This is a genomic window from Clostridium sp. AF32-7AC (assembly GCF_003477925.1).
In the GTDB taxonomy this organism is placed as follows: Bacteria; Bacillota; Clostridia; order Lachnospirales; family Lachnospiraceae; genus Otoolea; species Otoolea fessa.
The window spans coordinates 239748-266705 of sequence record NZ_QUEG01000004.1; the positions used below are offsets into that span (position 1 = coordinate 239748).

Annotated in this window: 28 protein-coding genes and 5 tRNA genes; all 33 read right to left on the reverse strand. The window is 49.0% G+C overall.

The genetic code is table 11. The features are described from left to right. Window positions 1-17: 17 nt before the first annotated feature. The 33 genes from DWZ45_RS08270 to DWZ45_RS08430 all read right to left on the reverse strand — a co-directional run bounded on the left by DWZ45_RS08270 (window position 18) and on the right by DWZ45_RS08430 (window position 26916). A complete protein-coding gene (locus tag DWZ45_RS08270; protein WP_227589769.1) occupies window positions 18-1994 on the reverse strand; it encodes a DUF6320 domain-containing protein in 1977 nt (658 codons plus the stop codon). 91 nt (window positions 1995-2085) lie between these two features. Then, a complete protein-coding gene (locus DWZ45_RS08275) occupies window positions 2086-2787 on the reverse strand; it encodes a response regulator transcription factor (protein WP_118468546.1) in 702 nt (233 codons plus the stop codon). A gap of 31 nt (window positions 2788-2818) precedes the next feature. Further along, window positions 2819-3598, reverse strand: a complete 780-nt coding sequence (locus DWZ45_RS08280; RefSeq protein WP_118468548.1) for a helix-hairpin-helix domain-containing protein — start codon at window positions 3596-3598, stop codon at window positions 2819-2821. Window positions 3599-3683: 85 nt separating this feature from the next. After that, window positions 3684-4115: a DMT family transporter gene (locus tag DWZ45_RS08285; protein ID WP_107001312.1), complete on the reverse strand. Its 432-nt coding sequence runs from the start codon at window positions 4113-4115 to the stop codon at window positions 3684-3686. A gap of 182 nt (window positions 4116-4297) precedes the next feature. After that, window positions 4298-5071: an SIMPL domain-containing protein gene (locus tag DWZ45_RS08290; protein ID WP_227589770.1), complete on the reverse strand. Its 774-nt coding sequence runs from the start codon at window positions 5069-5071 to the stop codon at window positions 4298-4300. Window positions 5072-5226: 155 nt separating this feature from the next. Continuing rightward, on the reverse strand, window positions 5227-6081 hold the full coding sequence (locus DWZ45_RS08295; RefSeq protein WP_118468550.1) for a bifunctional 5,10-methylenetetrahydrofolate dehydrogenase/5,10-methenyltetrahydrofolate cyclohydrolase: 855 nt from the start codon (window positions 6079-6081) through the stop codon (window positions 5227-5229). A 72-nt stretch (window positions 6082-6153) separates the two neighbouring features. Further along, on the reverse strand, window positions 6154-6486 hold the full coding sequence (locus DWZ45_RS08300) for an AzlD domain-containing protein (RefSeq protein ID WP_118468599.1): 333 nt from the start codon (window positions 6484-6486) through the stop codon (window positions 6154-6156). Between the two features lie 41 nt (window positions 6487-6527). Next, window positions 6528-7274 (reverse strand): AzlC family ABC transporter permease, encoded by a 747-nt coding sequence (locus DWZ45_RS08305; protein ID WP_117796867.1) that lies wholly within the window; start codon window positions 7272-7274, stop codon window positions 6528-6530. A gap of 34 nt (window positions 7275-7308) precedes the next feature. Beyond that, window positions 7309-7617, reverse strand: a complete 309-nt coding sequence (locus DWZ45_RS08310; protein WP_118468552.1) for a hypothetical protein — start codon at window positions 7615-7617, stop codon at window positions 7309-7311. Between the two features lie 5 nt (window positions 7618-7622). Continuing rightward, window positions 7623-9335, reverse strand: coding sequence for a single-stranded-DNA-specific exonuclease RecJ (recJ, locus tag DWZ45_RS08315; protein ID WP_118468554.1), 1713 nt, complete (start codon window positions 9333-9335; stop codon window positions 7623-7625). A 192-nt stretch (window positions 9336-9527) separates the two neighbouring features. Beyond that, on the reverse strand, window positions 9528-10106 hold the full coding sequence (locus DWZ45_RS08320; protein ID WP_338126583.1) for a M48 family metallopeptidase: 579 nt from the start codon (window positions 10104-10106) through the stop codon (window positions 9528-9530). Then, window positions 10069-10494, reverse strand: a complete 426-nt coding sequence (locus DWZ45_RS08325; protein WP_022358685.1) for a hypothetical protein — start codon at window positions 10492-10494, stop codon at window positions 10069-10071. The genes DWZ45_RS08320 and DWZ45_RS08325 overlap by 38 nt, the downstream gene beginning before the upstream one ends. A 620-nt stretch (window positions 10495-11114) precedes the next feature. Then, window positions 11115-11188 (reverse strand) — tRNA-Arg (locus DWZ45_RS08330). A gap of 156 nt (window positions 11189-11344) precedes the next feature. Then, window positions 11345-11417 (reverse strand) — tRNA-Val (locus DWZ45_RS08335). Between the two features lie 61 nt (window positions 11418-11478). Next, window positions 11479-11552: transfer RNA gene (locus DWZ45_RS08340), tRNA-Asp, on the reverse strand. A gap of 38 nt (window positions 11553-11590) precedes the next feature. Beyond that, window positions 11591-11664 (reverse strand) — tRNA-Ile (locus tag DWZ45_RS08345). A gap of 22 nt (window positions 11665-11686) precedes the next feature. Beyond that, window positions 11687-11759 (reverse strand) — tRNA-Asn (locus DWZ45_RS08350). A 237-nt stretch (window positions 11760-11996) separates the two neighbouring features. After that, window positions 11997-13058: an IS30 family transposase gene (locus DWZ45_RS08355; RefSeq protein ID WP_002591292.1), complete on the reverse strand. Its 1062-nt coding sequence runs from the start codon at window positions 13056-13058 to the stop codon at window positions 11997-11999. A gap of 89 nt (window positions 13059-13147) precedes the next feature. Then, on the reverse strand, window positions 13148-13831 hold the full coding sequence (locus DWZ45_RS08360; RefSeq protein WP_242997458.1) for a hypothetical protein: 684 nt from the start codon (window positions 13829-13831) through the stop codon (window positions 13148-13150). 21 nt (window positions 13832-13852) lie between these two features. Then, the gene (locus tag DWZ45_RS08365) at window positions 13853-14050 is read right to left on the reverse strand and encodes a helix-turn-helix transcriptional regulator (protein ID WP_055148480.1); all 198 of its coding nucleotides are present in this window, start codon (window positions 14048-14050) and stop codon (window positions 13853-13855) included. 463 nt (window positions 14051-14513) lie between these two features. Then, the gene (locus DWZ45_RS08370) at window positions 14514-15923 is read right to left on the reverse strand and encodes a phage tail tip lysozyme (RefSeq protein WP_117469297.1); all 1410 of its coding nucleotides are present in this window, start codon (window positions 15921-15923) and stop codon (window positions 14514-14516) included. A 78-nt stretch (window positions 15924-16001) separates the two neighbouring features. Next, window positions 16002-16484 (reverse strand): phage holin family protein, encoded by a 483-nt coding sequence (locus DWZ45_RS08375; RefSeq protein ID WP_002591287.1) that lies wholly within the window; start codon window positions 16482-16484, stop codon window positions 16002-16004. Window positions 16485-16486: 2 nt separating this feature from the next. After that, entirely contained in the window at window positions 16487-16666 is a 180-nt protein-coding gene (locus tag DWZ45_RS08380) for a hypothetical protein (protein WP_002591286.1), read from the reverse strand. Window positions 16667-16690: 24 nt separating this feature from the next. Then, window positions 16691-17752, reverse strand: coding sequence for a reverse transcriptase/maturase family protein (locus DWZ45_RS08385; RefSeq protein WP_118019571.1), 1062 nt, complete (start codon window positions 17750-17752; stop codon window positions 16691-16693). Between the two features lie 326 nt (window positions 17753-18078). Then, window positions 18079-18435: a diversity-generating retroelement protein Avd gene (avd, locus tag DWZ45_RS08390; RefSeq protein WP_002591284.1), complete on the reverse strand. Its 357-nt coding sequence runs from the start codon at window positions 18433-18435 to the stop codon at window positions 18079-18081. Between the two features lie 40 nt (window positions 18436-18475). Continuing rightward, window positions 18476-19618: a hypothetical protein gene (locus tag DWZ45_RS08395; protein WP_118468558.1), complete on the reverse strand. Its 1143-nt coding sequence runs from the start codon at window positions 19616-19618 to the stop codon at window positions 18476-18478. Beyond that, window positions 19611-20048 (reverse strand): hypothetical protein, encoded by a 438-nt coding sequence (locus tag DWZ45_RS08400; protein WP_055056154.1) that lies wholly within the window; start codon window positions 20046-20048, stop codon window positions 19611-19613. The genes DWZ45_RS08395 and DWZ45_RS08400 overlap by 8 nt, the downstream gene beginning before the upstream one ends. Window positions 20049-20062: 14 nt before the next feature. After that, window positions 20063-21199, reverse strand: a complete 1137-nt coding sequence (locus DWZ45_RS08405) for a hypothetical protein (RefSeq protein ID WP_118019569.1) — start codon at window positions 21197-21199, stop codon at window positions 20063-20065. A 5-nt stretch (window positions 21200-21204) separates the two neighbouring features. Then, window positions 21205-22359, reverse strand: coding sequence for a siphovirus ReqiPepy6 Gp37-like family protein (locus DWZ45_RS08410; RefSeq protein WP_118019568.1), 1155 nt, complete (start codon window positions 22357-22359; stop codon window positions 21205-21207). Window positions 22360-22363: 4 nt separating this feature from the next. Further along, the gene (locus tag DWZ45_RS08415; protein WP_003023324.1) at window positions 22364-23251 is read right to left on the reverse strand and encodes a phage tail family protein; all 888 of its coding nucleotides are present in this window, start codon (window positions 23249-23251) and stop codon (window positions 22364-22366) included. 3 nt (window positions 23252-23254) lie between these two features. Beyond that, a complete protein-coding gene (locus DWZ45_RS08420; protein WP_118468560.1) occupies window positions 23255-26338 on the reverse strand; it encodes a PblA in 3084 nt (1027 codons plus the stop codon). Window positions 26339-26341: 3 nt separating this feature from the next. Further along, complete coding sequence (locus tag DWZ45_RS08425; RefSeq protein WP_154253359.1) at window positions 26342-26515, reverse strand: hypothetical protein; 174 nt, start codon at window positions 26513-26515, stop codon at window positions 26342-26344. 32 nt (window positions 26516-26547) lie between these two features. Then, the gene (locus DWZ45_RS08430; RefSeq protein ID WP_243010027.1) at window positions 26548-26916 is read right to left on the reverse strand and encodes a hypothetical protein; all 369 of its coding nucleotides are present in this window, start codon (window positions 26914-26916) and stop codon (window positions 26548-26550) included. Between the last annotated feature and the right edge of the window lie 42 nt (window positions 26917-26958).

The window sequence follows — 26958 nt, forward strand, 5'->3', positions numbered from 1 at the left end:
ACCGATTTTCCTGCCATTTACACATGAAACCGCCTCTTCAATTCCCGCTTCACACTCCGGTCGCCCAGAATCACCGTCGCCGCCAGCGCTGCCACCGACACACCTGCTGCCAGCACCGTCAGACGCGGATGATGCGTCCACCCGATTTTCCAGAAAATCAACGGCACAAAGCTCAGAAATGTAATTGTGATCTGATACATAAAATAGCTCTGCCAGTTCATCCGGTTGACTAACATCATCAAAAGAACCGCCGCCACCTCAAACAGTGCGACGCATGGGATCGCGTAGTCCACCGACCACCCCCGAAGCCCTGTAAGCGCGTCAATCAGAAGCAAAATTGCCTGAATTCCCAGGGACTGCCGCACCAGCGTTCCTGCTAGGCTCGCATGCCGCATGACCGAAAACCGCAGCGTCATCGCCACATATGCCGCCGCGCCCGCCGTCAGAAGCGACCATTTAAACGGAATCCGATGATAAGTCGCCAGATTCGTAAGCCCCGCCAGAAGCGATACGATCACCAATGACACATAAAATCCCCGCACCGCACGGCGCACGCGCTCTCGATCCTGGGCAATCACTGGATAACGTCCTTTATCATGCTTCGTATCCGTGATTCCATTGCTCTCTCGCTCTACCCGGATGCCCTTTTCCTCCAAAAAGTGAAAGAAAAACTCCGGAAGCCGGTTCTCTGCCATCGCGCTCGTAAACGACAGGCATAATTTCCCGTCATACGCCACCGCCCCGCATTTCATCCGCTGCTTCGGCGATGCGCCGACAAGAAGCTGAAAGCCCTCGATCGAATCTTTCAATTCCTCCCGAACCTGCGCCGGTCCGATGTTGGAAAATGTCATCGTGTGGGCGCGGCTGGTGTGCAGAAAAATCAACTGCATCGCCAGATGTTTGACAAATAGCGGGATCGCCCGCACATACCATTTTTTCTCATTCGACACATTGTAGGAGATCGTCTCTTCCAGCCGCTCCTTCACGATCTGCTCATCCATCTGGCGGCTCACAGACGCAATCACTTCTTCCAATGCCTCCGGCGCCTTTCCCGCCGCCCACGAAATATTCACGACAGCAAAGAAGTTTGCCAGCGTCTCCGACTCAAAAAAACTCCGTAGGTTCACCGGAAGATTGAGCGCCACCGGACGTTTCAGCGTTTTCCCATCCGTCTCCGTCTGGATGATCGCCCAGAGAAGCACCGCCGCCAGATATTTGGTGATGCTGACCCCCACCTTCCTGCATTCCGTCTTCAGTGCCGACACCTCAATCGTCCCCTGCAGCACTGCCATCTGATCAAATGGGAGAAATTCCCCCTGAATCGCAATCGCCGGTCTGCTGTTATAATGCCGATGCGGCAGTTTCCGGTAATGTCGCAGATAATCGTCCTCCCGGAGCGGCGAAAACTCCCGCTCCTGCACCATAACCGGCAATTTTTTCACCAGTTCCAGATAATGTTCTGTAAGCCGTGAAGCAAACCGCAGCGCCCCCAGTCCGTCCGTCAGCCCGTGAAACACTTCAAAATTGATCCTGCATCCATAGTAGCTCACACGGAATGGGAACCGCGCGCCCCGGTGCGGATCAATGAAACGGCACGGTGCACTCTGTTCTTCTTCCACGCCCGGATTCCGGTTGTTCGTCTCAAAATAATACCAGAAAAATCCCTTCCGCAGCTTCACCCGGAAATTTTCAAACTCCGGAAGTGTCCGCACAAGCGCCCTTTGCAAAAGCTCCGGATCTACTTTTTCTTTCAGAACCGCCGAAATCCGGAATACACTGCTTAAATCCTCCCCCGACACCGCCGCAAAGAGCTTCGCCGTGTTATCCAGCCGCCTCCACGCGGCGCCCTGGATGCGGAGACGCTTTTTCTTTGGTTTTTCCTCTCGTTTCTTCTCCACTTTTTCTGAAACTATCTGTCCCGGCTCTTCCTGCTTCCCTGCAATTTCATTCTTCTGATCCTGTTCTTGGTTTTCCTCGTTCATTCTCTGCCCCATCTGCCTTTGTCACCTAAAGAAAAAGAGCTGCTGCCGGGATACACACTCCCCTGCAGCGCCCCTTTCATCCTCTTCTGAGTTCTTTTCTACATTACCGAATCCGGAAGTAGTACCCCACGCCCCATTTCGTATGTACATATTTCGGATCACTTGGACTCGGCTCGATCTTCTCGCGCAGCCGCCGCACATGAACGTCTACGGTGCGGACATCGCCGCCCGCCGCCGCCCGGTTGCCCCAGACAAAGCGCAGCAGCTCCTCGCGGCTGTAAACCTTGCCCGGATTGCACACCAGGAGCTCCAGAAGGTCAAATTCCTTCGCGGTCAGATTGATCTCGCGGGAAGCGATAAAGACCCGGCGGCTGTCCGAATCCAGCGTCAGATCGCCCGCCTCGATGACTTTCTTTGTCTGCTGCGGCTCCTGTCTCGATTTCTTGGAGTTGCGGCGCAGGATCGCCTTGATGCGCGCCTTTACTTCCAAAATGTTAAATGGCTTCGTGATATAATCATCGGCGCCGTATTCCAGCCCCAGAATCTTATCCATATCGTCGCCTTTTGCGGTCAGCATAATGATCGGCATCTCGGAGAACTCCCGGATTGCCTGGCAGACTTCAAATCCGTTCAGCTTCGGCAGCATCACGTCCAGAAGAACCATATCATACTCCATCTCCTTCGCCATCTGAAGCGCTTCCTCCCCGTCATAGGCGCAGGCAACTTCAAATCCATCCTGTTCCAGACTGAAACGGATTCCTTTTACTATTAATTTTTCATCATCTACCACTAATACCTTCGCCATTCTCCACCTCAACCACTATGCTTCTATCTCTCTATACTGTAATCTTATCTTTTATCTTCTGAAATGCCGCGTTCTTGATGCCAGGCACCTTCATAATATCCTCAATCGTCCGGAAACCGCCCTTCTGCTCCCGGTAAGAAAGAATCGCTTCCGCCCGCGCCGCACCGATACCGTTTAAAGTCATCAACTCTTCTTTGGAAGCTGTGTTTAAATTAATCAATGCTGCACTACTTCCAGATTTCTGCGAAGCTGACTCGCTGCCATTCCCAGCAGCGCCTCCGGCTCCCAGAAACCCGGAGACATCCTTCCCTGTTTCCTGATATTTCCGAATCTCTTCCCGGCTCGGAATCCGAAGCTGCTGTCCATCCTCGAGCGCCTGCGCCAGATTTACAGATTCCTGCGCCGCCTCCGACGTCATCCCGCCCGCCTTTTCAACCGCCTCATACATACGGCTGCCCGCCGGAAGCTCATAGACGCCCGGTGCGGCTACCTCGCCACAGACGTGGATATATAGGATTCTCGGTTCCGGCGTTTGGGGATTTTCTTTTGATTGCCCCTCAGGCGCAGCGTTCTCTGCTGCTTCATTATCCCCATCCACTGACCCGCCGTTTGACCGTTTTGCTGGACGTTCGGAGCTTTCCTGCGAATCATCCACTTCTTTTGAAAAACTATTCTGCGTCTCCAGCACCACCGTCTGCTTCTCTCGCCGGCTCTGCACACCAAAACACAAAACAGCCGCCAAAAATACCACGCCGACTGCCCCTGTTCGCATCCATCGTTTCCGATTTACTGTTTGATTTGTCTGTTTCATCTTCTGCACCCCTCTTTTTCCGAGGTGCGTTTTGTCCGTAATTCTATTCTAACCAAAACCCCCTTTAAACACAAGCAGAAAATTTTTATTCCCATCTGAAAATCACAATCCCCGCAATCGCAACCGCCGCCCCGATCGCCTTGCGCCACTCAAATCCCGCTTTCTCCACACCGAACCAGCCAAACACCTCGATCAGGTACGCCACCAGGATCTGCGCCACGACGATCAGAAGCGCTGATTTTGCCGGTCCCAGCGCGTCAAAGCTCTTGATGACCGTGTACGTGATAAATGCCCCGATCACGCCGCCGGTCAGCATATACCGCGGTTCGATCTGCCAAAGCTCCGATACCGCGCTGCGCCCCGTAAAAAGCCACATCACCAGACAAACCACAAACGCGCTTATCTGCACCCATCCAGCCGATACCCACATGCTGGTCTGCTTCATCACGGCAGAATTAAACACGCCCTGTATACTCATGAGTGCGCCGGAAACCAGCGCGGTTATCATTCCCCACATAAAAAATAAACCTCCGCATTCTGTTCTACATTCTCATGAAACAGCAGCCGTTTCCGACCATTCATTTCACACTGTTAGTATCCCAGATATGCGAAGGTTTATACAATTTGTGTTTATTCCCTTTTCCTGTTTAAAATCCGATTTTTCCTCCAAAACCAGACAACCTTTCATGCAGCTGATCCCTATTGAATGGAAAACGTAGCCGACACCTCTGCCTCAACATCCACCTGCCCCGGCATCAGGTTTCTGCCTGCACCCGCATCTTCCATCGCCATTTCCTTCATCGCCATGCCGCTGCTGTAAGAAGTGTCATAATAGCGCGCCTGCTGCCCGCTGCTGTACTCCTGCACATTCGTCATCGTTCCCAGCTTGCAGCCGCCTGCCTCCGCCATCGCTTCGGCTTTCACGCGCGCCGACTCAATGGCTTTTTTGAGCGCTTCCTGATAAATCTCATCAAAATTGCTGCACTGGTACTGGACCGAATCGATCGAATTGATACCCGCATTGACCGAATCGCTGATGATCGCCCCTGCATCCTCAATCGCAACATCCGATACAACCACCTCCGTCGTCATCTCATAACCAGTGATCTTCTTGCCATTGTCCCAGTCATAGATCGGATTCAGCCCCAGACCGCTCGTCTGCACCGAGGTATCTGCAATTCCCTTTTCCTTCAAAAGCGCCAGAACCGCATCCAAATCCGTCTGATTCTCCGACTGGCAGGTGCTCGCATCCGCCGCCTGTGAATAGACACTGTAGGTAATTTCCGCAATATCCGGCTCCGCCTTGATTTTCTCCTGGCTCGTCACCGTGATCCCCGTATTTTCCGCCGACTGCACCGTCACCGATGCCGGTGCGGACGTACAACCTGCCAAACCTGCCGCCGACGTCATTGTCATCGTGCCTGCTGCCAGCAGAAATGTCATCCTGTTTCGCATCATCCCCATTTTTCTCATAAAAAAATTCCTCCCGTTTTTCTGTTTCATCCGTGAGTTCCAACCCACAATGGGTTCAGACCTTCCGGAGCAACAACTGGTACACTGTCATTCTTACTATAGTTATACCTGAAAACGAGAGGAAATGTATTGCTTTTCTCTTAACTTTCTTTCGCTTATTTATTACTATTTTTTTCCTGTTTCATCCATGCCGCGCGCACCAGATGCTGTGCCAGAACCGCCGTCGTCACGCCGCCGACACCGCCCGGAACCGGGGTTGCCGCCGAAGCAGTTCCTTCCAGATCGGCAAAATCCACATCGCCGCAGAGTTTTCCATTTTCATCTACATTGATCCCAACGTCAATGACAACCGCATCCTTTTTTACATAGGTGTGGTTGATCATCGCTGCTTTTCCCACGCAGGCAGCCAGAATATCCGCCTCCCGGCATACCTCCGGCAGGCTGGCGGTTCTCGAGTGGCAGATGGTCACGGTCGCATTTTCATGCAGAAGCAGCATCGAAAGCGGGCGTCCCACAACCATGCTTCTTCCTACGACTGCCACCCGTTTGCCAGAAAGCGCGATATCGTTCATTTTCAGCATGCATACCACTGCCTCCGCCGTACACGGCGCAAAACCGCTCGTATCGCCGCTGAACACCTTTGCGATATTGACTGGGGAAATACCGTCCAAATCCTTCGCCGGATCGATCATTTTTTCAATATCCTGCTCGTTGATCTGTTTTGGAAGCGGGCGCAGCATTAAAATACCGTCCACCGACGCATCCGCATTGATCGCCGCAAACTCCTTCTTAAATGCCTCGTCCGAGATATCTCCCGGAAATACCTTCGATTCCACCTCAAGCCCGAACGATGTCAGCTTCTTCGTTGCGCCTTTCTCATAGGAAATATCATCCGGATTCTCGCCCACCCGGATAATCGTCAGTTTCGGCACCCATGTCAGGGTTTCCAGCCCTTTTTCCACCTGCTCTTTCAGCTTTGCCGAAACAGCGGCTCCCTTCATTGTAATCATCTTGTCTGCACCTTTCGTTTTTATTTATGATGAATTTCCCGCGCTTTTGCGCATATTCATTTTAAATTTTTCTTAAAATGAAAGCGACGCCAAAAGACCGGCTCCGCCTGCCATCTCAAGCAGGTAAACCGTCACAATCGCCGCGATCGCCACTACCACCAGGCTCTTTCCCTTATATCCCAAAATCACCGCTGCGATCGTTCCTCCGACCGCCGAATAGAGATGTCCTGTGGAGGTAAATACATCCGGAAATGTCAGTGCTCCCAGCACTGCATACGGCGTATAATCTAAGAAAGATCGGATAAACTTCGAACGGATCTGTTTCCGGAAAATCGTAACCGGAAGAACACGTGGAATATATGTAACCAGTGCCATCAAAAGGACACAGGTCAGCACGTATTTCATATCGAGTGTTCCGGCTGCTCCTGCTGCCTCTGCTGTATTCATCATTCTGCCCCCTCTTTCTGACTCTCGTCCTGACCGGCTTCTTTACCGTCCGGATCATGCGGGAATTTCCATGCACCGAACGCCGATGCCGCGATCGTAACCAGAATCACCCGGAAACCGGAGGAAATACCGGCAAAAACCGGAACATATTTTAAAATGCACACCATCACAACTGCCAGAATGATGACGCAGCACACCGACCGCGATTTGCGTGCCGCCGGCAGAATCAGTGCAATAAACATCGCGTACAGGGCAATTCCCATCGCATTCTGCAGCGCCTGCGGCAGAACCGCCGAGATCGCGCCTCCCAGCCAGGTTCCAAGATTCCACCCCAGAATCGGCATCGTGATAAGTCCCAGCATATACGACGCTTTCAAAATGCCCGGATGCAGGGAACTGACGACAAACGTCTCATCCGTGATGCCGAATGCCAATGCCAGGCGCGCCCCGGTTCCCGTCTTTTCATCGAGCTTCTGGGACAGGGACAGTGACATCAGCATATAGCGCAGGTTGATGACAAACGTCGTCAATGCCACCTCAAAGTACCCAGCCCCCGCCAGAATCAGGTTTGTCCCTGCGAACTGTCCGGCGCTCGTTAAGTTCGTCAGCGATATAAAAACTGCTACCCAGACCGGCAGACCGCCCGACACCGCCAGGAAGCCAAACGTAAAGGAGACCGGCAGATACCCCAGTCCAATGGGGATACCGCTCTTTAGCCCCTCATAAAATGTCTTTTTCCAACTCATTCTACTTTTTCACTCTTTCTGTTCACGCAACCGTCTATTTTTCAGGCTTCACATACCGCGCATGCTGCCCGTTCAGCCACTCTACCCCGCTCACAATTCCTTCTTCCGAAAATGGAAATTCCTTGCGGGTCTTCTCCTCTTCCGGCGTTGCGTTGTATCCATATGGTTCCGGCCACGATGTCACGGTCAGGACTGTCTCCTCGACCGTCTCGCCATCTGCGCCGTCTTCTTTCGGTACTTCGCGCTTTGTCATCTCCATCCGGTAGCGCATCCCGGTATCACTTCCGGTAAATTTTTCTTTTTTCAGGAAATTGACCGGCATCACATCTTTTCTCGTTATCATGCCATTTACCCCCGGAATTTATAACGACGGATCACCGCCTGCAGCGTTTTTCTTCCATTGTACTCATTGATGTCCGGATAATACACGACGTCGATCTCCCGCCGTCCGGCGCGCTCTTCCTCAAACGCCGTTCCGTCACCGAAATATAGCGCCTCGATCGCGTGTCCGTCTGTCTCTTCCAACGTCATTTTTACGACATTCCGGTTGCGCCCCAGCACGCGGCTCGCCCGGATGCGGAGTGATTTCTCTGCAAACAGTGGTTTTTCGTTGCCCTGTCCAAACGGTTCGAGACAGGAAAGCTCCCTCACAAGTCGTTCTGTCACATATCCCACCGGCATCGGCACATCGATCCAGACTTTCGCTTTAAAATCTTCCTCCGTCAGCCCCGCATTTTCATTCAGTCTGCGCCGGAACTCGTCAATGTTCTTCTCTTCCAGCGAAAGCCCGGCTGCCAGCGGATGCCCGCCAAATTTGAGCAGCAGATCGCTGACCTCTGTCAGCTTTTTAAACATATGGTACTCATCGATGGAACGTCCCGAGCCTTTGACCGCCTCCTCGCCGCGCGTCAGCACGATCGCCGGCTTCTGATAATATTCCCTCAGGCGCCCTGCAATAATGCCCGCCAGCGATTCATGGCATTCCGGCAGAAAGACCACCAGCACCTTGTCCTTCTGGTACCAGCTCTCTACCTGCAGCTTCGCCGCCTCAGTCCCCTGTTCGGTCATATCCTTGCGGGTATCATTTAATTCCTTAAGTTCCTCTGCCAGGCGTTCTGCCTCTTCCTCACTCTGCGCCCGCAGAAGCGCCAGCGCTTCCTTTGCCGTTTTTAATCGTCCGCCCGCATTCAGGCACGGTCCAATGACAAATCCGATATGGTATGCTGTGATCGCCCCCAGATCAAGATTATTTTTCTCCGCCAGTCTGCGAAGCCCTAGATTTTTGGTCTGCGCCATCTTTTTAAGACCGTATTTTACCAGAATCCGGTTCTCATCCTGCAGCTTCATCACATCACCGACCGTCGCAATCGCGGCAAATTCAAGCAAATCCAGCCAGTCCATCTGCGGCACGCCCCGGCGGGCATATAAAACCTGCACCAGCTTGTACGCCACCACTGCGCCGCAGATCTCCGGAAATGGGTACGGACAGTCTGCCTGTTTCGGATCGATCACCGCATCCGCCGGGGGAATCTTCTCTTTTTCCCCATCTAAGGGCACCTCATGATGATCCGTGATGACAACCGTCATGCCATATTTCTTCGCCAGCTCCACCTGATGGAACGCGGAAATACCATTGTCACAAGTCAGAATCACCTCCACGCCGTCCGCGTGCGCCTGTTCGATGATCGATTCATTGATTCCGTAGCCATCCTTGATGCGATCCGGTATCTCAAAATCTACATCACTGCCCAGCCGTTCAAATGCCTGCAATAATATGTACGTCGAACAGACGCCGTCAATATCATAATCACCGACGATCCGTATCTTCTTTCCAGTATCCACAGCCTCGCACAGGATGGAAACGGCACGCTCCATATCTTTTAACAGCATCGGATCATACAGATCATCCAGCGTGCCATTTAAATAGCGGTCGATCGCCGCCTCTCCTTCGATCCCACGGTTCCGGATAATACGCGCCGTAACCGGATCGATCCGAAACCGCGCCCCGATCTGCTTAAAATCTGCTTTCTTGGTCTGAAGCATCCAGACTTCTTCTGCCATTTTGTTCCTCCTATTATCTAGATGTACTCTCGGAGTCTTTTTTGCACTTGCTTTTGTGGCTGATTTTCCGCCAGCCGCACCCGAATTTCATCAACGTACGCCTCAGAAATTTGGGCACAACTGACAAAAAATCATCTCACAAAATCAAGCACAGAAAAATTCCGAGAGTACATCTATGTCTGTGCTTCTTTTCTATATCACATACTCCCTAAGCCGCCTGCGCCGTTCCCGCCAGTCCGGCAATATATTCTCCACCTGCGTCCAGAAACGCGCGGAATGGTTCATTTCCAGCCGGTGTGCCAGCTCATGGACAATCACATAATTCATCAGATCCTCCGGCAAAAGTGCCAGCCGCCAGTTAAAATTTAGGTTTCCAGCTGCGCTGCAGCTTCCCCAACGCGTTTTCTGGTTCCGGATTGTGATTTTTCCATAGGTTACGCCCATGCACGACGCATATAAAGCAACCCGGTGCATGAGCACCGGGCGCAGCTTTTCTGTGAAATTTCGGATTTCTTCCGCTCCATATGTTTTCCGGTTCCTCTGGCGTTCCACCGCTTCTTTATAATGGACTTCTATCCAGTCGCGGTGCTCCTCGGCAAACCGCATCGCAGCCTGCACCGAAGCCCTCCTCGGAATCCGGAGTACCAGGCGTCCTTCCGCCGTGATCTGGATGGCGATCGTCTTCCGGGAAGACCGAACCACCTCACACGGAATCAATCCTTCTTCCGGCTCATCAGATAACGGAGAATGCCATGGGTTTTGTATCCTCAAGTATTGCATACAATTTCCCGTCTCTTTCATCGATTGTGCGCGCTGCATCTTCCAGTGCGCGTTCCAGACGTTTTTCCAGTTCTTTCTTCTCATCATCCGCCGCTTCATCCCGGATTACTTCCAGGCAGTAATCATCTGCCAGGCGGGCAGCCAGCATCTGTACCAGACCATCCAATGTCTTCTCCGGTGTCTCCAGAATTTTCTTAAACTCCGGATCCTCCGGCTGTTCTTCTGTATCCATCTCATACGGATCCCGCTCGTTCATCTCAATCACATTCATCCATTCCGGTTTTTCATCGGCATTGGTAAAATTCATCTGACCGACCAGGCAGTCGTAAATCTCTGCCTCGCTCGATATCTGCTTCATATCTAACTGAACTAACTGCATCTCTTCTCCTTTCCGCTGTGTCAGAATCCGTGATGCATCTCCCAGCTTCTTCCCAGCCTTTCTATTTTATTCTGCCCACTTAAAACCTACGCGTTCAGCAGCGCCACCGCTGCAAAAAACGGCACCAGCCATTTCGCGACAGAACCAATTTTTATCAGATATTCTGTTTTCATAATTCCTCCACGCGGTCTTTCATAGAAACCGCAAAGCTATCTGCCTTGATAGGGACAGCCCTATTATTATATCGGTCATGCGGTAAAAAGTCAATTCCGGGCTGTCGTAAACGGAATAAAGAATGTGCTCAGGGTTACGGTTCGCACACGTGTGCCCATCAACGGGATTTTGCCGATACTGCACATTCCAAATCGACAAAATCTGCTGCCAGAACTGTATCGTACGGAATTTTCAGTTCAGAAAATTCCTACCTGTGAACAGTTGCTGCCTTGACACATTCTCGCGCCGAGCGCGTCGCTTGCGACAACCTGCATCTTCGCGCGAGTGCACATCATTGGCACGTTAGTGCATTTTTGTGTAATAGGAAATTCCTTGGAATTCCCTATTATACAAAAAAAGCACCCTCAAAAGGATGCTTTTTGCTCTCTGACAACCAGAGAAATCGACGTGCGTGAGAAGATTCGAACTCCCGACACCTTGGTCCGTAGCCAAGTGCTCTATCCAGCTGAGCTACACACACATACTTTTTATTCTTAACGAACAAGTCATATTATACAACTCATTCTGAAGAATGTCAACTGTTTTTTAGATTTTTTTAAATTTCTTTTATTGTTGATTCATTTCAAATTATATCGATATATCAACCAGAAATTCTTCTTACTTTCCGACAATGAAATGGGGCCTACAGGGCTCGAACCTGTGACCCTCTGCTTGTAAGGCAGATGCTCTCCCAGCTGAGCTAAGACCCCATTACGATACTCTGTCCCTCAATCCGCTTACGCGAACCAATTTATAACAGTCGTATCAAAACGACCCGGATGGGGATCGAACCCACGACCTCCGCCGTGACAGGGCGGCGCTCTAACCAGCTGAGCCACCGGGCCAAATATTAAATTATTTATTTACCTCATATTGGGTAGAGTGGACCTTCGGGGACTCGAACCCGGGACCGACCGGTTATGAGCCGGTTGCTCTAACCAACTGAGCTAAAGGTCCATAAAGTATATGGATCAAAAAACTCCCCGAGTAGGACTCGAACCTACGACAGCGCGGTTAACAGCCGCGTGCTCTACCGACTGAGCTATCGAGGAATATTGCTTTCCAACAACGTAGATAAGTATAACCGATTATATTTTAAATGTCAACTACTTTTTCAAAAAAATCGAAAAATTAAAAATGTCAACATTAAATTCGACATTTTTTCATATTTTTATCGTTTTGCCGTTTTGCACAATACGTAGCCTGTTTTATTGTATATTTTCACTTTTAGGCAGTGCAATAGTAAGGCTGCCACTGCTGCCAGCCTCTCACGCTCCCTATTTCCGTTCTTATGCAAGCTGCTTTACCTCTTCCTCGAATAGTTCCCCTGCTGAATGATAGCCATGTATTTTGCGTGGGTATCCGTTTATCCAGTTCTCTATACTCTCTACCTCTTCCTCTGTCCTGTCGTCAAAATTTGTGCCTTTCGGTATCTTCCGGCGTATCATCTTATTTGTTACCTCATTTGTGCCACGCTCCCAACTGCTGTACGGGTGGCAGTAATATACCTTTGTCCGCTTTTCTCCCTCGTTGATAATAGAACGCTGTAAGCCCTCTGCATCTGCAAACTCGCTGCCGTTGTCTACTGTGATTGTCTTAAATACCCGCTTAAACATATCAGCGCCCCATTTTCTTTCTAATCTATCCAGTGCCGCTACTACTGCCTCGTCTGTATGGTCTGGCAGTTTAAATATAATCTCGTTTCTGGTTTTCCGCTCTGTCAGTACCAGCAACGTATTTTTTGACTTTCCCCGCTTACCTAAAACGCTGTCCATTTCCCAGTTGCCGAACTCTTCCCGTGTATCTATCTCTTTCGGGCGTTTGTCTATACTCTCTCCTGCTGCCGCCCTTTTCTGTTGCCTCTGTACTTTCTTATAATTTCTCTTCTTATTCTTCTTTACTGGCAAATTCTTATTAGACAACTTAAGGAAAATACCCTTATCAATGTAGCTGTATAAGGTCGTTACGCATACTGTTACGGAAAAGTCCCCCTCTTTCCCCTGTGCTTTCAATTCTCCCAGTACCGCAGCTGGGCTGTAATCTTCATTTACTATTTTATCCTCTATATAATTTGCGTATGCAATATCGTTTCCTATTTTAAGCTGTGTACCCCTTGCCTTTAAATTTTCCTCTGCTTTCATTTGTGCCTTGTTTGGGCTATAACTTAATGTTTCTGTATAGTCGCTATTTCTGTGCATATATTCCCCTCGCTTAAGCTCATTGTATATAGTGCTGCGGTGTACGCCCAGCTGTTCTGCTATCTCTATCACGCTATGCCCTGCTTTTTTCAATGCCTCAATACTTATACGGTCTGTCCATGTCAGCTGTCGGCTGCCTTTCTTATTCGCCATTTCTGCTACCTCTCTTTCGTTCCTGTTCTTTCCCCATATACGACGAAAAGCCGCAAACTCTTTTACAAGTCTGCGGCTTATGCCTTTACCTATTTACAACACTTTTTACAAGCGGTGTATTTCTTCTTTGCTTGGCTTAGCGGTATGCTCTTTGGGTTTTTCATTCCCGAACAGTTAGGCTTACTATGGTATTTTTTGTTGCTACGGTCTACATATACTGTAGTTTCTCCCGTATGCTGGCTTACGCTGGGCGTTGTGTCCTCGATTACGTCAATCTCTATATTGCACCCGAACGTCTGTACCCCCCCCCCAGAAATTTCCAGTATTTCTGCGGTGTAGCGGGCTTTCGGGTACTTTCTCGCTAAGTCCCCCGCCAGCTCTGCCGATAGATTGCCTATTACCTTATCGCCCCACTTTACGTATGCGGCAGGCTCTCCGTTGTATGTATACTTTTCTACTGTAATATCTTCACTGCCGGACATTCTGCTTAAAATATCCTGCCTGTTTTCTCCGTCCTCATTATTAAACGTCACGCCTACTACTTTCGTTCTGATTGTATCTAAAATTCTGCCGCCAGATACAGCGGCAGGCGCTGGCGTTCTGTTTCCGTTCTCTTTTCCTGCTCTTTTCTTTTTTAGTCCAAAATAGGCGCATACTGCCGCAACCACAATGCAGCCCACCCCGCCTGTTATATTTCCAGACGGCAGCGCCGTTAAGCCGCTTACTGCAAATAATGCAGCCGCTGCCAATAAAATTACCTTTTTCTTTGTCATAGTAAGCCCTCGCTTTCGTTTCTACTTCAATTCTAAAATTTCATCAGCAGAGGCGTTAAGCTCTCTGCAAATTTTCGCCAGTGTTATTGCATTTGGCGTAAGCTCGTTGTTTTCCCAGCGGCTTATATCTTTCTGGTATACTTGCAGGCGCTCTGCAAGTTCCTTTTGCGTCACGCCTGCCGCTTTTCTCGCTGTTTTAATGTTTTCGCCTAAATTCATGCCTTACCTCTCTTTTCTCTTGCCCTCAAAATGAAAGCAACCAGCAGCTTTACCAGTCCTACTGCTACTAAAAATACTCCTAATTTTAAAAGCATACTCTTTACTCGGCTTTGGGTTTGTGTTATATTTCTTATAGGCGGCGGGCTTATTGCCCGCCTGTTGGTTAGGGCTTTCGCCCTAACCTATGTACTTACCAATTATGATAAGTATTGTTCCTATGATTAAGTCTATCACTGCACTGATTGCCAATTCTTGCCAGTTGATAGGCTTTTTCTTTTGTTTCTTTTTCTTACCCATTGTGCCGTTTCTCCTTTCCAGTGGCTTTGCCTCTTATTTGTTCTTTTCTCCTTTCCATGATTTTATTATATACCTTTTTCGGTATATTGTCAACACTTTTGTATAGATTTCTAAGAAAATTGCAAAAAAATAGAGGGCAGACAGCAAACCGCCCACCCTCGAAAACTTAAGCTAATCTTGTGGCATAATCTAAGCTAATCCAGCCTGCGCCACTCTTCAAGCGTCCCCAGCCTGCGCTTGCGCCCTGTCCGGCTTTCACTTCCACAATGGTAAATACTCCCTTTCCTGTGGTTTCTCCTGTCTTTGCATAGTTCGTGCCTGCTCCCGTTCTGATATTAAGGTCTAAAATATCCACCTGTACGCTAAACGGAACGCCTGCGCTTGCCTGCTGCCCCGCTGCGGTATATACCGCCTTGCCGTTATCATCATATACAGTATAACCCGCCTTGCAAGCGCTCTTTGCATTTTCCAGCGACGTAAACGCCCCCAGCTGGCTTGCTGCGTCCGTCCAGCTCTTGCGCACTCTGTAATACTTTGTACCGTTTCCTGCTGCATACTTTTTATAGTATCCCTCGCCGTACTCTGCACGCTTTTTCTTTGCTGTTTCGCTCTGGTCTGCTGGCTTTTCATATCCAGTAAGAACGGCATCAGATGCAGCACGCACGCTGCCCGCCTTTTTCAGTGTGTCCATTACTGCTGTGTATCCCTGCAATTCTTCCCATAAAAAGCCCAGCTGCATATTAAGGTCTGCAATGGATACGCCCGCCTGTTTTGCATGATTAAGCAACGCCTGCTTTCTGCTCCAATACGTCCACTGCGCCAGCCCATAGCCTGCACTGTCCTTTACAAAATTGCCATAGCTGCCATTATCCACCGCTGCTGTATATTCTGCGTCCGTCTTACCCAGCTTATTGTTATAGGCGTTCTGTAAGTTGTTCGGCATAAGCCCGCTTTCAGCATACAGATTACCCATAATACCAGCCACGGCATAAGCATTTAAGCCCTTTCCTGTAAGAAAATTCCAGATTGTTTTTTCATTGCCGCCCTGCGGTGTTTCTGCCTGTCCGCTGATTTTACGCTTAAACTCGTCCCATGTGTGGGCGCTGGTGTTATATACATACGGGTTAGGGCAAATCTTGCCCGTTACGTCGTAATGTCTGATTACATGAGATGCAGGCACACCGTATTTATTCATAAGGTAACGGGTAAGCTCTGCCGCTGCCTCTACTGTTGCGTCCTCAAAATACCAGTCTTTATCTGTTGCGCCCATGCTCTTTGTGTTTTTCTTCCTTACGCACATTTCAATACCGATACTATTAGCGTTTCGGCACTCTGCGTGCTTATAGCTCGACGCTCCGCAATGCCACGCTATATTAGCGTCCTCTACGCACTGCCATACCTCGCCGTTAAATCCTACAAAGTAATGCGCCGACGCATTTCTATTGCCGCCGCCATAATATCGGCAGTTGTCCTCTGCGCCGCCCAGTGCGCCTACATAATGGATAACAATATACTTAATTCTGGAAACGCTGCCCTTATTGAAATTGTACTTACTTATCTTTCTGTTAATGTTCATATTTCCTGCCTTTCCGCATACAAAATAAGCGCCTGCGGTGTCCCGCAAGCGCTCTTTGCTGCTATGTCCTTATTATTCTTATCTTTCCTGTGTCCTGTGTTCCTCTACGTTGCCTGTGGTGCTGTCCCCGTCCAGTTCGTCTGTGTCCGGCAGTTCGTCCGTATACTTCGCCAGAAACTCCCGCACCTTTTCCCATACCTTTTTTACGGGCAGCCCGCATAATGCCATATTCTTAAAAATACTCACTACCTCATAAGCAATGTAAAGCAATGCGAAAAATTCAGCCACGCCCACGGTATCAAGCCCTAAATATGTACGTGCCTGCTCCGGTATAAATCCGATTAAGTTAATCTTAATCAGTACGTCGATTGCCAGCATGAATACCAGAGAAATAAGCATACCTACTTTTCTGATAGCCCCGTCAATGCCTGCGCAGCTGTTAAATTTCTTCTCTTTGATTGCACGCAGCACGCCAAAAACCGTGTCGCACACAATCGCCAATACTACCAGCTGGATAATTTTGTTATGTGCCGCCGCCTCAATAAATTCTGTAATAGTCATGTTCATAAATCCTGCCTTTCTCTTAATTGCAAATTTTCTGCCCGCTCTTTCAGCTCTGCGCCGTCGTAGCCTGCTGTCTGCTCCCAGCTTTCCAGAGTGGCTATTAAATCAGCAATAAGCCTGCTTTGCTTTTCTATGGTTTCCTGTTGTTCTTGTACTACCCTTAGTAAATTGCTACTCATGTACTCGCTCCTGCATTCTGCCGCTTAAGCAGCCTTTTCTAAGGCTGCCTCTGCCAGCGTTTCTATTTTCTTTCGTAGGTTATAGCTGTCGGCGTGTCCTGCGTGTCCCGTCCAGCTCTGTATACTCTTTTGTAACTGTTCTTTTGTGATTTTACCGCTCTCGCACTTCTTGATAGTACGCTTTATGCGCTTTATGCTGTCCTTTCGTACTTTCCTGTGCGTTGCCCTGTGTTTGTAGCCTACAAAGTCTATACCGTTCTTTGCTGCCAGTATGGTAGTTTTCGGGTTAAACTCTAACTTAAGCTCTTCCCGTAAAAATTGCTCTATCCGTGCAAGCCAGCTACGCAGCTGTTCCTTGTCTGGGCTTAATATTACAAAGTCGTCCATATAGCGTATGTACGCCTCTACGCCCAGCTCGTGCTTGATAAACTGGTCTAATGCGTCCAGATAGATATTTGCAAATAGCTGACTGGTAAGGTTTCCTACTGGTATCCCTACGCCGTCCGGCATATTGCCGTTGTGGTCTATTATCCTGTCCAGCAATGCCAGTACCCCAGCGTCTTTTATAACCTTACGTATTTCAGCCTTTAATATCGCATGGTCTATGCTCTGGAAATAATGGTGTATGTCTGCCTTGATAGCATAAAGCGGCTGGTCTGGGTGGTATTTGTTCCACTCATACAGCCACTCTTTTAATGTATCAGATGCAGCGTGCATACCTTTACCTTTCCGGCAGGCGTAAGACTGTGATATAAACCGCTTATCAAATATAGGCTCTAACACGTTGTTTATGGCGTGCTGTACCACCCTGTCATAGAACGGCAGCGCCATTATCTGCCGCTCTTTCGGTTCGTACACCTTAAAGTAATGGTATTCGCTCGGCTCATAGGCAAGGTTTAGAATATCTTCCCGCACCTTGTCTAAGTTTTCCTCTTTGTCTTTCGTAAAAATCAGTACGTCTTTTCTGTGGCGCTTACACTTTCTGGCTTTGTTATAGGCTTTCTGTACGTTTCCATAGTCGCCCATAGCCTCTAAAAGCGTAATGTGCCGCCCGTCCTTATCGGTAATGTATCCTACTCTCTTCAAGTATTAAGCTCCTGCCTTTCGCCGTAGCTACTAACCAGCAGCCGTATTTTTTCTCTTTGCCTCACGGCGGGACAGCCGCTCTGACTATAGGATATTAAACACTCGGTCTTATCCTTTTCTAAGTCCTTGCCAGTATTCCGTAGAACTCTGTGCCTGTAATGTTCTCACTAAGTCACACGCCCCACGAGCGCCAATGTTCGTATTGACATTCCACGGGTAGTTGTTGCAATTCACGGCACGAGCGCCGCAATTCGCCCCATTGTTCCAGTTGCCGCCCGCTATCAGCGCCGCCAGAGGCTGTAAGTAAGCAGCTGCCCCATATCCTGCTATTTTCTGGTCTTTACCTCTTCTATCAGTTCTCCCAGCATAACGCCTATTTCTTTCAGCTTGCGGCAGCTCTCGCCGTAGTGCCGTGCGTTCATGGCGCTATATTTCAAATCATGCGCCAGCCGCAGCAATTCTTTACTTTCCTGCAATGCCGTATCTACCGTGTATAAGTGGCTTTTCGTTGCCGTCTTATCCCACTTTATAACCTCTTGCAGCATTTCAAGAATTGCGTTTCTGGTCGCCGTCTGTAAGCTGAATTTCTCATACTTTGGGTACTTCGTAAGCAGAGGATAGATATATAGCAGAAAATCGTATATTTTCTGGTGTATAATATCTGTTTTTGTCTGTATGTCCATGTCTTACCCCCGTTTATCCGGCTGGGCTTTCGCCCGCCGTCTACAGAGAGTCACACGCCCCACGAGCGCCAATGTTCGCAGAGACATTCCACGGGTAGTTGCCGCAATTCACGGCACGAGCGCCGCAATCCGCCCCATCGTTCCAGTGGCCGCCCGCTCCCAGCGCCGCCAGAGAATATGCGTAATACTGGTAAATGTTACCAACGTTGTAAGACTTCTCGCCTGTGTTCAATGGGCTTTTCTTGTCCCAGCCCCACGCTACGCTTGCGTGGTAGTCTGCATTTGTGGCGTGTTCCGCTCTTGTAATAAGCTCGTCCAGCCACTCCCATACACGCCCCACGGCATCTACAACACCCACGGAAGAAACGGCATTTACTACGCTGCCCGTTACGCCTCTGCCTGTATTGCTGGTGGCGCTCCATGCGTTTGTATTTGCGTTATCCAGTCCGGCAGGGCTGCCAAAAGCATAAGCGCAAAACTCTGCATAGTTCGGCAGACGCTTACCGCTCTTTGCCAGACGTTCTACAAAGTTGTACCAGTTCATGCTTTCTGTACCCGTCATAGGTGCGCAGCCGTACTCTGATTTCAAGCCCTTCGCTCCGTCGTCAGAATTAAGGTAAATGTCTACCCATGTGCCGCCGCCTAAATATACCATACCCTCTGGGCTGCATTTCGGGCGGTGTCCCAGTGTCCATACAGAACGTGGTACAATGCCGTTGCTTACTGCACTTTCCCAGCCTGTGCCAAAAATAACGCTGCTGCCATTAAGCGGCTGTAAATTGCTGTCCACCTTGCGGCAGCGTCCATAATGAAAGCCGCCAATTTTACGGCTGTTTGTAGCGTTCCAGCCTGTCGGGTATGTAGAGTTAAGGGAAATTACGTATTTCTCGTCTGCGCTGTCAATTCTGCTGTCGCAGATATATACGTAATAGTCCTTACCTACCGCAAAAGCGCTGCCTGCGTCCAGATTAGCAGCCGTAAGAATGGTATTCGCTGTCTTGAAAATTCCAGCGCCGCCCACGGCAATTACGCAGCCCTCTACTACTGTCAGCTCATTTGCTCCGCTGGCGTAAATGTACTCATTGCTCGGTGCTACAATATCGCTGATTGTAGCCATTTTATTTACGTTCAAAAGCGCCCTTGCGTCGGTCTTTGTAACGTCGTCCACTAATAATCTACTCATACTGCTTTAATACTCCTTTCAGTGCTGCAATGTCGTCTGTTGTCATTCCTGCCACGGTGTCTGTGCGTTCCAGCGCAATTACCTTGCAGCCCGCTTTTACCGCTTTGGAAAGTGTAAGGGCTGTTCTGTCGTTTCCTGCCTCTCCTGCTGCCGCTGCCTCGTCGGTCTGGATATGTGTTACTCCCTGCACCGTGCCGGATACGTCGCCCGCTACGAATTTCATACCTACCGCTGCCTCGTCGCAGTAATATACCGTAACCGCCTTTTTCTCTTCCTCTACAGCTGCTACGCCGCACTCAATATAACGCTGGTTCTCTGCGCTCTCGATTTTCGCCAGCAAATCTGCTGCCGCCAGTTCTCCGCTTGCTACCATAGCAAGGCAGTTGTAATAATCCTCTTTTGTCTTTAATACTTTAGGAAATCCTTTCATGGTCTGCCGCCTTTCTAAAATGTATTTGCAAGATAGGAATTACCCACGTAGGTAGCCCCTAACACTGCCGTTTCTACTGTTCTTTCGTAATGCTGGCTCATGTATGCTGCACCCATGTAACACAATCCCAATACAGCATCATGCTTATAGTCAATGCCCCAGCCGCTTTCTACTCTCTTAAGTCGCTCGTCCAGCGCTGCTATTGCCTCTTTGGTTTCTTTCGTGCCTGCCTCTGCCTGCTTTTTCACTTCCTGCATGGCTGCTGCCAGCTCTTCAATTTGCAGTTGCAGGCTGCCTGCTATGTCCTCGCCCAGCTTGTCCTTGATACTCTCAAACCATGTGTTAAATTCGTTTTCAGCGTCCGACTGGAATAGCTTAATTTTTGCCATAAATTCTGTATAGGCGCTTAAAAGTTCCTTGTCCCAGTTGTCAAGCGTGCTTTCAAAACTGCTGTATCTTTCGTTAAACTGGCTCTCATACTGCGCAAATAAGCCCTCTGTCTTGCTTACGTAGCTGTCATATACGCCCGCAATCTCTGTAAGGTACTTTTCCATGTTCTGCTTATATGTGCTGAACTCGTCCAGCACGGCTGCGCTGTAGGTGTTGAAAAAGTCTGTAAACTGCTTTGTAAGCACGCTTGCGTCTATCTCTTCCACCGTTCCCGTCACAATGCCGCAGACTGCGCTATTAAACCGCTGGTCTGTGATATTCTGCGTCTGTATCCTTGTTACGCCCTTGCCTACGTAAATATCTGCAAGCGCAAGCTCCCATATTTCCGTAGTGCGTGTTACTGCCGTTGCTGTCGGCTTTGCAGACGGTGTGCCTTTCAGCACCGCAATATACATATCTCTTTGCGGCAAATCCCAGCGAACTACTACCCTGTCCACCCTGTTAAGCGCTCCCTCTGCCGTATCCAGTGTTACGCTAAGCGTTGCAGGATTTCTAAAGGCGTAGCCGTTTATAAAGGCATAGCCTGCATTTACTTTTATTTCCATGCCGCTGTAAGCTACCACCTGTAGCCCGTCGCTTGGCTTTGGAAAAATGCCGTTTGCAATGAAAGTAGCAAAGTACCACGCCCAATCCTCGGCTTTATATACCCTGTCGTACTCTCCGTCTACTGCCACGGCATTAAACGGTAAGCTGTTTGCCATTTCCGCTACCTCACTTTCCTAATCTGGTCTACCAGTGTCGGCAGGCTGTCGCCAAAAGTCGCCTCTATGGTTTCCTCGCCTTTCTGGTATGTTTCTGTTACTTCTGTAATGCGTGCATCTATCTGTATGCCCCACTTGGTTTCTTTGCAAGTAATACGGTCGCCTAAATCAAAATCAGCCTTAAATTTTAAGTTTGAATTTGTATTTATGGTACTTACAAAATTTATGTTCTTGCCGTAGTTTTCCAGCTCTGCGCTGCCTCTCGTTTTCAGCATTGCAATATAGGTATTCAGCGGTATTGTTACCTCTGTTTCCCCCTGCTGGTACTTTCTGGCAATGTCCGTAGCGTCGCAGAATACCTCTATCAAATCCAGCCCCGCTGCGCCCTCGCCGTCCACTGTTGTTACTGGCTGGCTGCCGTCGTCGTCAGCTGCTCCCTGCACATAAATAAAGTTGCCGCAGTTCTCTATACTGGCGGTATATTCCTGCTCGTTGACATTATCAAAATCTCTTGAAAATATGCAGGGCGTGTTACCCTCGGTATTTGTGGCTGTAAGGTCATTGCCCTTATACAGATAAAAGCCAAACAGTCCCTCTCTTTCGTTAAGCAGAATGTCATAGCCCAGCTTTCCAGCCTGCGCCCTTGCTTTTACTTCCTGCCCCAGCTGTGCGTATACCTCGTTTGCATATTCAACCGCCACACCGTCTATGGTTTCCTGCGCCAGAAATGTAAACAACGGAAAGCGCCGCTTTGTGCCTGCTGCGCTGCCGCAGTTGTTCTTTACCATAAGGTTTATAAGATACTGGTTTGTACCTGTTGCCACAATCTGCGGATAAATGCAGCGCTTATTAAGCCACCAGCTAAGCATATAGCCCTGTGCCTCTAACTGCTCTAAGCCGTTCTCGTCTTTGGTAATGTGTACGTAGGTTATCTGCGCTGCCCTGCGCCATACGCCGCCGTCAGCGGTCTTTACTTCCTTTTTCCCGTCGTGCTTGGTTATTAAATTGCCCTCTACCAGCAAACGGCTGTTATTGTCCGTAATCGGCGCAAGCAGGCTAAAAGTTCCTACGTCAAAATACTTTGTATGCCATAGCAGGCTTGCCAGCTCGTCTATAGCTCCCAGCGGCTGCACCGTCTTATCGAATACTCTAAGCTCCATACCGTCACACTCCTAAAAATTCCTTGCTGTAGAATATGGATACTTCCAGAGAATTTACGCCGCTGGCTGCATCATATCTAAACATATTGTCGCCTATGGCAAGCTGCATAAATGTACTGTCTACATCAATGTAGCGGAAATAGTCGGTTTCTACGCCGTCCCTTATCAGCTTAGCGCCCTTGCTGCCGTACTTCGTGTTAATCTCTATCACGTCGCCCGTTTTCATGGTGGCGTTAATCTGTATAAATTCCTCTGTATCCACATTAAGCAGTATCGGGTTTGAAACTGTCCCCAGTGCTGTAAACCTTATCCTCATTCCTGTGGATACGTCGCCCTCGTTGTAGCAGTCCACTATTACGCTTTCCGCTCGGTATCCGTATATCATGCTCTTTGTGCTGTCCTTTTCGATAACGCAAGGGAAATGCCACGCAGCCACCCAGCTTGCTATATCTTCCTTTGTTTCTTCCTCCTCCCGCCAGAACGGGTTAAGGCACTCTATCTGTAAATCAAACTCATAAAGTACCTCTTTCTTTAGTATCTTAGGCTCTCCATACGCCCTGCAATCAATCACACGCTTAAAGCCGCCGTACTCATACACCAGCGTAGCGCTAAGCTCTGGGTTAAATATCTTAAGCATACGGCGGCGCAGTTCCAATGCCTGCGCCTTATCCCGTGTGTTGATATGCCCCACTACGTCTATGTCCCTTGCCTCGATACGCTGCCCTACGTAGGTGTCGCCGTGCTGTCCCATACTGTTTGTGCTGTAAATGACGCTCGTAACGCCGGAAATGCCCTCTACGTCTTTACTTATGTTGCAATGGTATACGCTGTCTACTCCCAGCTCTAACCGCTCGCCCCTTGAATTTATGTAAGTCAGTTTTTCATTTTCCATGCGTTACACCGTCCTTGCTATCATTCTGAACTGTCGGGCTGCCTCTTTCTGCTGCTTTGCGTAGTCCGTAGTATTCGCATAAATATACTGATTGACAACTACGCCGCCTGCTGCACTGCCGCCACCTCTCGGCTTTGGCTTTTTGTCGTCGTAATCGTCTGTAAGCTCTTTGCCTACGTTTACCTTTGCGCCTACGTCGAACTCCTGCGGTACGCTGTCCTCAATCATTTTCTTAACGCCGCCGATTTCATCAGAAAAGCCAACGCCGATACCCTGCGCCAGATATACGCCGATTTCGTCACGCATCAGCTTAGACGGGCTGTTAATTCCAAATAATCCCTTAAGGAAGTCGGTAACATTACCTACCCAGCCGCTTATTTTGTCCTTTATCCACTGCGTAGCTCCATGTATGCCGTTCCAGATGCCCTCTACCATGTTCTTACCGAACCCAGCAAACGTACTGCCAATATCCTTAAATACGTCGGTTATGCCAGTAATTACATTTTTCATGCCCTCTACGGCTTTGTTCTTTACTTCTGTACCCCATGTAGCCACTTTGGAAATTGCGCCGGAAATGCTGTTGTATATCTTCTCTGGTATTTCCTTTACGATAGTAACAATGCCTGTTACCATTGTATTCATTACCTCTTTGGCTTTCGTAAGCATATTTGTACCCCACGTAGCCACTCTGGTAACTGCTCCTACTATGCTGTTCCAGATTTTCTGCGGTACTTCTTTCACGATAGTAACAATGCCTGTTACCATTGTGTTCATTACCTCTTTGGCTTTCGTAAGCATATTTGCGCCCCATGTAGCCACTCTGGTAACTGCTCCTACTATGCTGTTCCAGATTTTAGCAGGCGTTTCTTTCACAATCGTTACAATGTTCGTAAGCATTGTGTTCATTACTTCTTTGGCTTCGGTCTGCATATTTGCGCCCCATGTAGCCACTCTGGTAACTGCTCCTACTATGCTGTTCCAGATTTTAGCAGGCGTTTCTTTCACAATCGTTACAATGTTCGTAAGCATTGTGTTCATTACTTCTTTGGCTTTGGTCTGCATATTTGCGCCCCATGTAGCCACTCTGGTAACTGCGCTTACTATACTGTTCCAGATTTTCTGCGGTAGCTCCTTAACAATATCTATAACTTTCGTTACAAAATCTGTTATAACCGTGTCGCCTTTTTCCTGCATATTTGCGCCCCACTCTGCTATTTTCTCAACGCCCGCAGCGATTGCCTGCGGTATCAGAGTAGGCAGCTCTTTTATCTTGTTTATGATTGTTGTTACCAGCTTGCCTGCTGCCGTCAAAATCTTAGGCAGCCCCGTAATCAGTCCTGTTACAATGGCTGCAACAATCTGCGGCATAGCTGCGATTAAAAGCGGTATTGCATCTATGATGCCGTCAATCAGCGCAACTATAATATCGCCCGCACTTTCGATAATAAGCGGTATACCCTCAATCAACGCATTTATGATAGCCGTTATGATTTCCGGCAGCGCCTCAATCAGTACGGGCAACGCTGCTACCAGTCCCTGCGCCAGCCCTGTAATAAGCTGTAAGGCTGCTGTAATCAGTAGCGGTATATTTTCTATCAGCATGGTTACAATGTTCGTAACCACCGTTACGATTGTCGGCAGCAATGTAGGCAGCGCCTGTGCGATACCTTGCGCAAGGCTTATGAGTATCTGCATACCCGCCTCTAAAATCTGCGGCAGTAACTGTATCAGCATAGTTGCAATGCTGGTTACTACGTTTGTTATGGTCGGCAATAACGTAGGCAGCGCCGTTATAATTCCCTGCGCCAATGCCTGCATAATAGAGGGTGCGCTTTCCAGCACTGCCCCTGCTATATTCGTTATCACTTCCAATATCTGCGGTATCATTTGTGAAATATTGCTGATTATTCCAGTAACGCCCTGCTTTATCTTCTCGCCTGCGTCGTCCTGCCCCGCCATAAGGTCGCTTAGCCCGTCCATAATCATTGTGATAGACGGCAGCATTTCGCCAGTGATACTGTTCTTTACGCCGCTAAATGTCCATTGCAGGCGGCTTAAACTGTCCTCAAACGCTGCGCTTGCTGCTACTGCCTCGTCTGACATTATCATGCCGTATTCTTCTGTTTCGTCCATAAGCTGCTTAATTCCGTCTGCGCCAGAATTAAGCAACGGTAAAAGCTCGGCTGCGCTCTTTCCAAAAATATCCTGTGCGGCTGCATTTCGCTGTGTTTCATCTTCCATGCCCGCCAGTGCGTCTATGCTCTCTAAAAGCACCTGCTCCGTGCTTTTTATACTTCCGTCTGTATTTTTCAGCGATACGCCGATAGCCTCAAAACTTGCCCCTGCGCCTTTCGCTCCCTCTGCTGTTTTCCCCAGCTCTGTAGTAATGTTCTTAACGCCTTTTGTTAAGTCGCTTACGCTGCTGCCGCTTCTCTCGCAGGCATAGCTTAACTGCTGGTATAGGCTTGCGCTTATCTGCATTTTCTGGCTTTCCTTGTCTATCTGGTCGCCCGCAGATGCCGTATCACTCGCCATATCATAAAGTGCCTTGCCTGCTGCTACGGCTGCCGTGCCGATTGCCGCCACCGCTGCTGCCGTTGCTGTTGCAACCTTTTTTACAACCTCTGTAAAGCCACTGAATTTGCTTGTTGCCTCTTTCGCCTGTTTGCCGCTGTCCTCTACCTCGTTTCCCATTCCGTCTGCGGCTTTTTCTGCCTTGTCCAGCTCTGTAGTGGTCTTTCCTAACTCTGTTTCTGTATTCGCAAGGGCTGTTTTCTGGTAATTAAGCTGCGTTTCCAGCTTTTTACTTGCCTCGCTGTTCTCTCCTGTAGCCTCTTTGCACTTTGCAAGGGCTTTTTCTGTTTCCTCTACCTTTTTCTTTTGTTCGTCGTAAGTTTTGCGTAATACTTCCTGCTTGGCTTTCAGCGCCTCTGCACTGCTCGCATTGCTCTTATACTCTGCCGTTACAAGTTTCATTTCAGAGTTAAGCAGCTTAAGGGTGCTGTTAATCTCTTTGCAGGCTGCTTTATACTGTGCCTCGCCGTCAAAACTAAGTTTGGTTTTAATATTGTCTGTTTTATCAGCCATGATTTACAAGCCCCCTAACGCTATGTCTATGTCGTCCATGCCCTCTGCTGCCTGTGCTGGTGCGCTGCTGCTTTCCTGCCCGAAAATGTGCGGGTTATACTCCTTGTGATAGCCGAATAGCTTAATAATCTGGTAAGGTGTCTTTTTCCACGCCTCGCTTTCCGTGTAATGCAGCATAGCCATTGCTATATAAAGCAGCCGTGCGGTGTCTATTCGTCCTGCACGGCTACTCTGTTTCCCTCTTCTGTTGTGTCTGCCTCTCCGTCTGCTGCCTCTTTCTCTTCCCCGCCGTTTGTGGAATATACAAAAGCAGAGAAAATAGCGTCTTTAATCTGCGGCAGATTGCCGATATGAATTAACTTACCTACCTGCTGCTCTGTAAGCGGTGTTTCTCCCTCTTCCATGCCCTCGTTGATAATGAGGGTAAGCAACCAGCGTAAATCTTTAATCATGGTCGGGTTACTCTGGTCAAAAGCCTTGTCCAGCTTGTCATATCCCCCAAATCTGTCCTGCATCTCGTCCAGTGCATTAAGGGAAAACAGTAAATAATAGGTCTTGCCGTTCAGTTCTACGGGCATACGTCCGTCTTTAATTGCGCTCATGCTATAAATTAAGGCGCA

What these genes read in the sequence shown, in the direction of transcription:
- DWZ45_RS08425 (WP_154253359.1), bottom strand. Translation starts at nt 26,515, where the DNA reads ATGCTGCATTACACGGAAAGCGAGGCGTGGAAAAAGACACCTTACCAG.
- DWZ45_RS08270 (WP_227589769.1), bottom strand. Translation starts at nt 1,994, where the DNA reads ATGGGGCAGAGAATGAACGAGGAAAACCAAGAACAGGATCAGAAGAAT.
- DWZ45_RS08285 (WP_107001312.1), bottom strand. Translation starts at nt 4,115, where the DNA reads ATGTGGGGAATGATAACCGCGCTGGTTTCCGGCGCACTCATGAGTATA.
- DWZ45_RS08275 (WP_118468546.1), bottom strand. Translation starts at nt 2,787, where the DNA reads ATGGCGAAGGTATTAGTGGTAGATGATGAAAAATTAATAGTAAAAGGA.
- DWZ45_RS08420 (WP_118468560.1), bottom strand. Translation starts at nt 26,338, where the DNA reads ATGGCTGATAAAACAGACAATATTAAAACCAAACTTAGTTTTGACGGC.
- DWZ45_RS08370 (WP_117469297.1), bottom strand. Translation starts at nt 15,923, where the DNA reads ATGAACATTAACAGAAAGATAAGTAAGTACAATTTCAATAAGGGCAGC.
- DWZ45_RS08380 (WP_002591286.1), bottom strand. Translation starts at nt 16,666, where the DNA reads ATGAGTAGCAATTTACTAAGGGTAGTACAAGAACAACAGGAAACCATA.
- DWZ45_RS08395 (WP_118468558.1), bottom strand. Translation starts at nt 19,618, where the DNA reads ATGAGTAGATTATTAGTGGACGACGTTACAAAGACCGACGCAAGGGCG.
- DWZ45_RS08290 (WP_227589770.1), bottom strand. Translation starts at nt 5,071, where the DNA reads ATGAGAAAAATGGGGATGATGCGAAACAGGATGACATTTCTGCTGGCA.
- DWZ45_RS08280 (WP_118468548.1), bottom strand. Translation starts at nt 3,598, where the DNA reads ATGAAACAGACAAATCAAACAGTAAATCGGAAACGATGGATGCGAACA.
- DWZ45_RS08310 (WP_118468552.1), bottom strand. Translation starts at nt 7,617, where the DNA reads ATGATAACGAGAAAAGATGTGATGCCGGTCAATTTCCTGAAAAAAGAA.
- recJ (WP_118468554.1), bottom strand. Translation starts at nt 9,335, where the DNA reads ATGGCAGAAGAAGTCTGGATGCTTCAGACCAAGAAAGCAGATTTTAAG.
- DWZ45_RS08300 (WP_118468599.1), bottom strand. Translation starts at nt 6,486, where the DNA reads ATGAAATACGTGCTGACCTGTGTCCTTTTGATGGCACTGGTTACATAT.
- avd (WP_002591284.1), bottom strand. Translation starts at nt 18,435, where the DNA reads ATGGACATACAGACAAAAACAGATATTATACACCAGAAAATATACGAT.
- DWZ45_RS08405 (WP_118019569.1), bottom strand. Translation starts at nt 21,199, where the DNA reads ATGGCAAACAGCTTACCGTTTAATGCCGTGGCAGTAGACGGAGAGTAC.
- DWZ45_RS08400 (WP_055056154.1), bottom strand. Translation starts at nt 20,048, where the DNA reads ATGAAAGGATTTCCTAAAGTATTAAAGACAAAAGAGGATTATTACAAC.
- DWZ45_RS08325 (WP_022358685.1), bottom strand. Translation starts at nt 10,494, where the DNA reads ATGCAGTTAGTTCAGTTAGATATGAAGCAGATATCGAGCGAGGCAGAG.
- DWZ45_RS08430 (WP_243010027.1), bottom strand. Translation starts at nt 26,916, where the DNA reads ATGCCCGTAGAACTGAACGGCAAGACCTATTATTTACTGTTTTCCCTT.
- DWZ45_RS08365 (WP_055148480.1), bottom strand. Translation starts at nt 14,050, where the DNA reads ATGAATTTAGGCGAAAACATTAAAACAGCGAGAAAAGCGGCAGGCGTG.
- DWZ45_RS08305 (WP_117796867.1), bottom strand. Translation starts at nt 7,274, where the DNA reads ATGAGTTGGAAAAAGACATTTTATGAGGGGCTAAAGAGCGGTATCCCC.
- DWZ45_RS08410 (WP_118019568.1), bottom strand. Translation starts at nt 22,359, where the DNA reads ATGGAGCTTAGAGTATTCGATAAGACGGTGCAGCCGCTGGGAGCTATA.
- DWZ45_RS08415 (WP_003023324.1), bottom strand. Translation starts at nt 23,251, where the DNA reads ATGGAAAATGAAAAACTGACTTACATAAATTCAAGGGGCGAGCGGTTA.
- DWZ45_RS08355 (WP_002591292.1), bottom strand. Translation starts at nt 13,058, where the DNA reads ATGGCGAATAAGAAAGGCAGCCGACAGCTGACATGGACAGACCGTATA.
- DWZ45_RS08295 (WP_118468550.1), bottom strand. Translation starts at nt 6,081, where the DNA reads ATGATTACAATGAAGGGAGCCGCTGTTTCGGCAAAGCTGAAAGAGCAG.
- DWZ45_RS08360 (WP_242997458.1), bottom strand. Translation starts at nt 13,831, where the DNA reads ATGACAAAGAAAAAGGTAATTTTATTGGCAGCGGCTGCATTATTTGCA.
- DWZ45_RS08375 (WP_002591287.1), bottom strand. Translation starts at nt 16,484, where the DNA reads ATGACTATTACAGAATTTATTGAGGCGGCGGCACATAACAAAATTATC.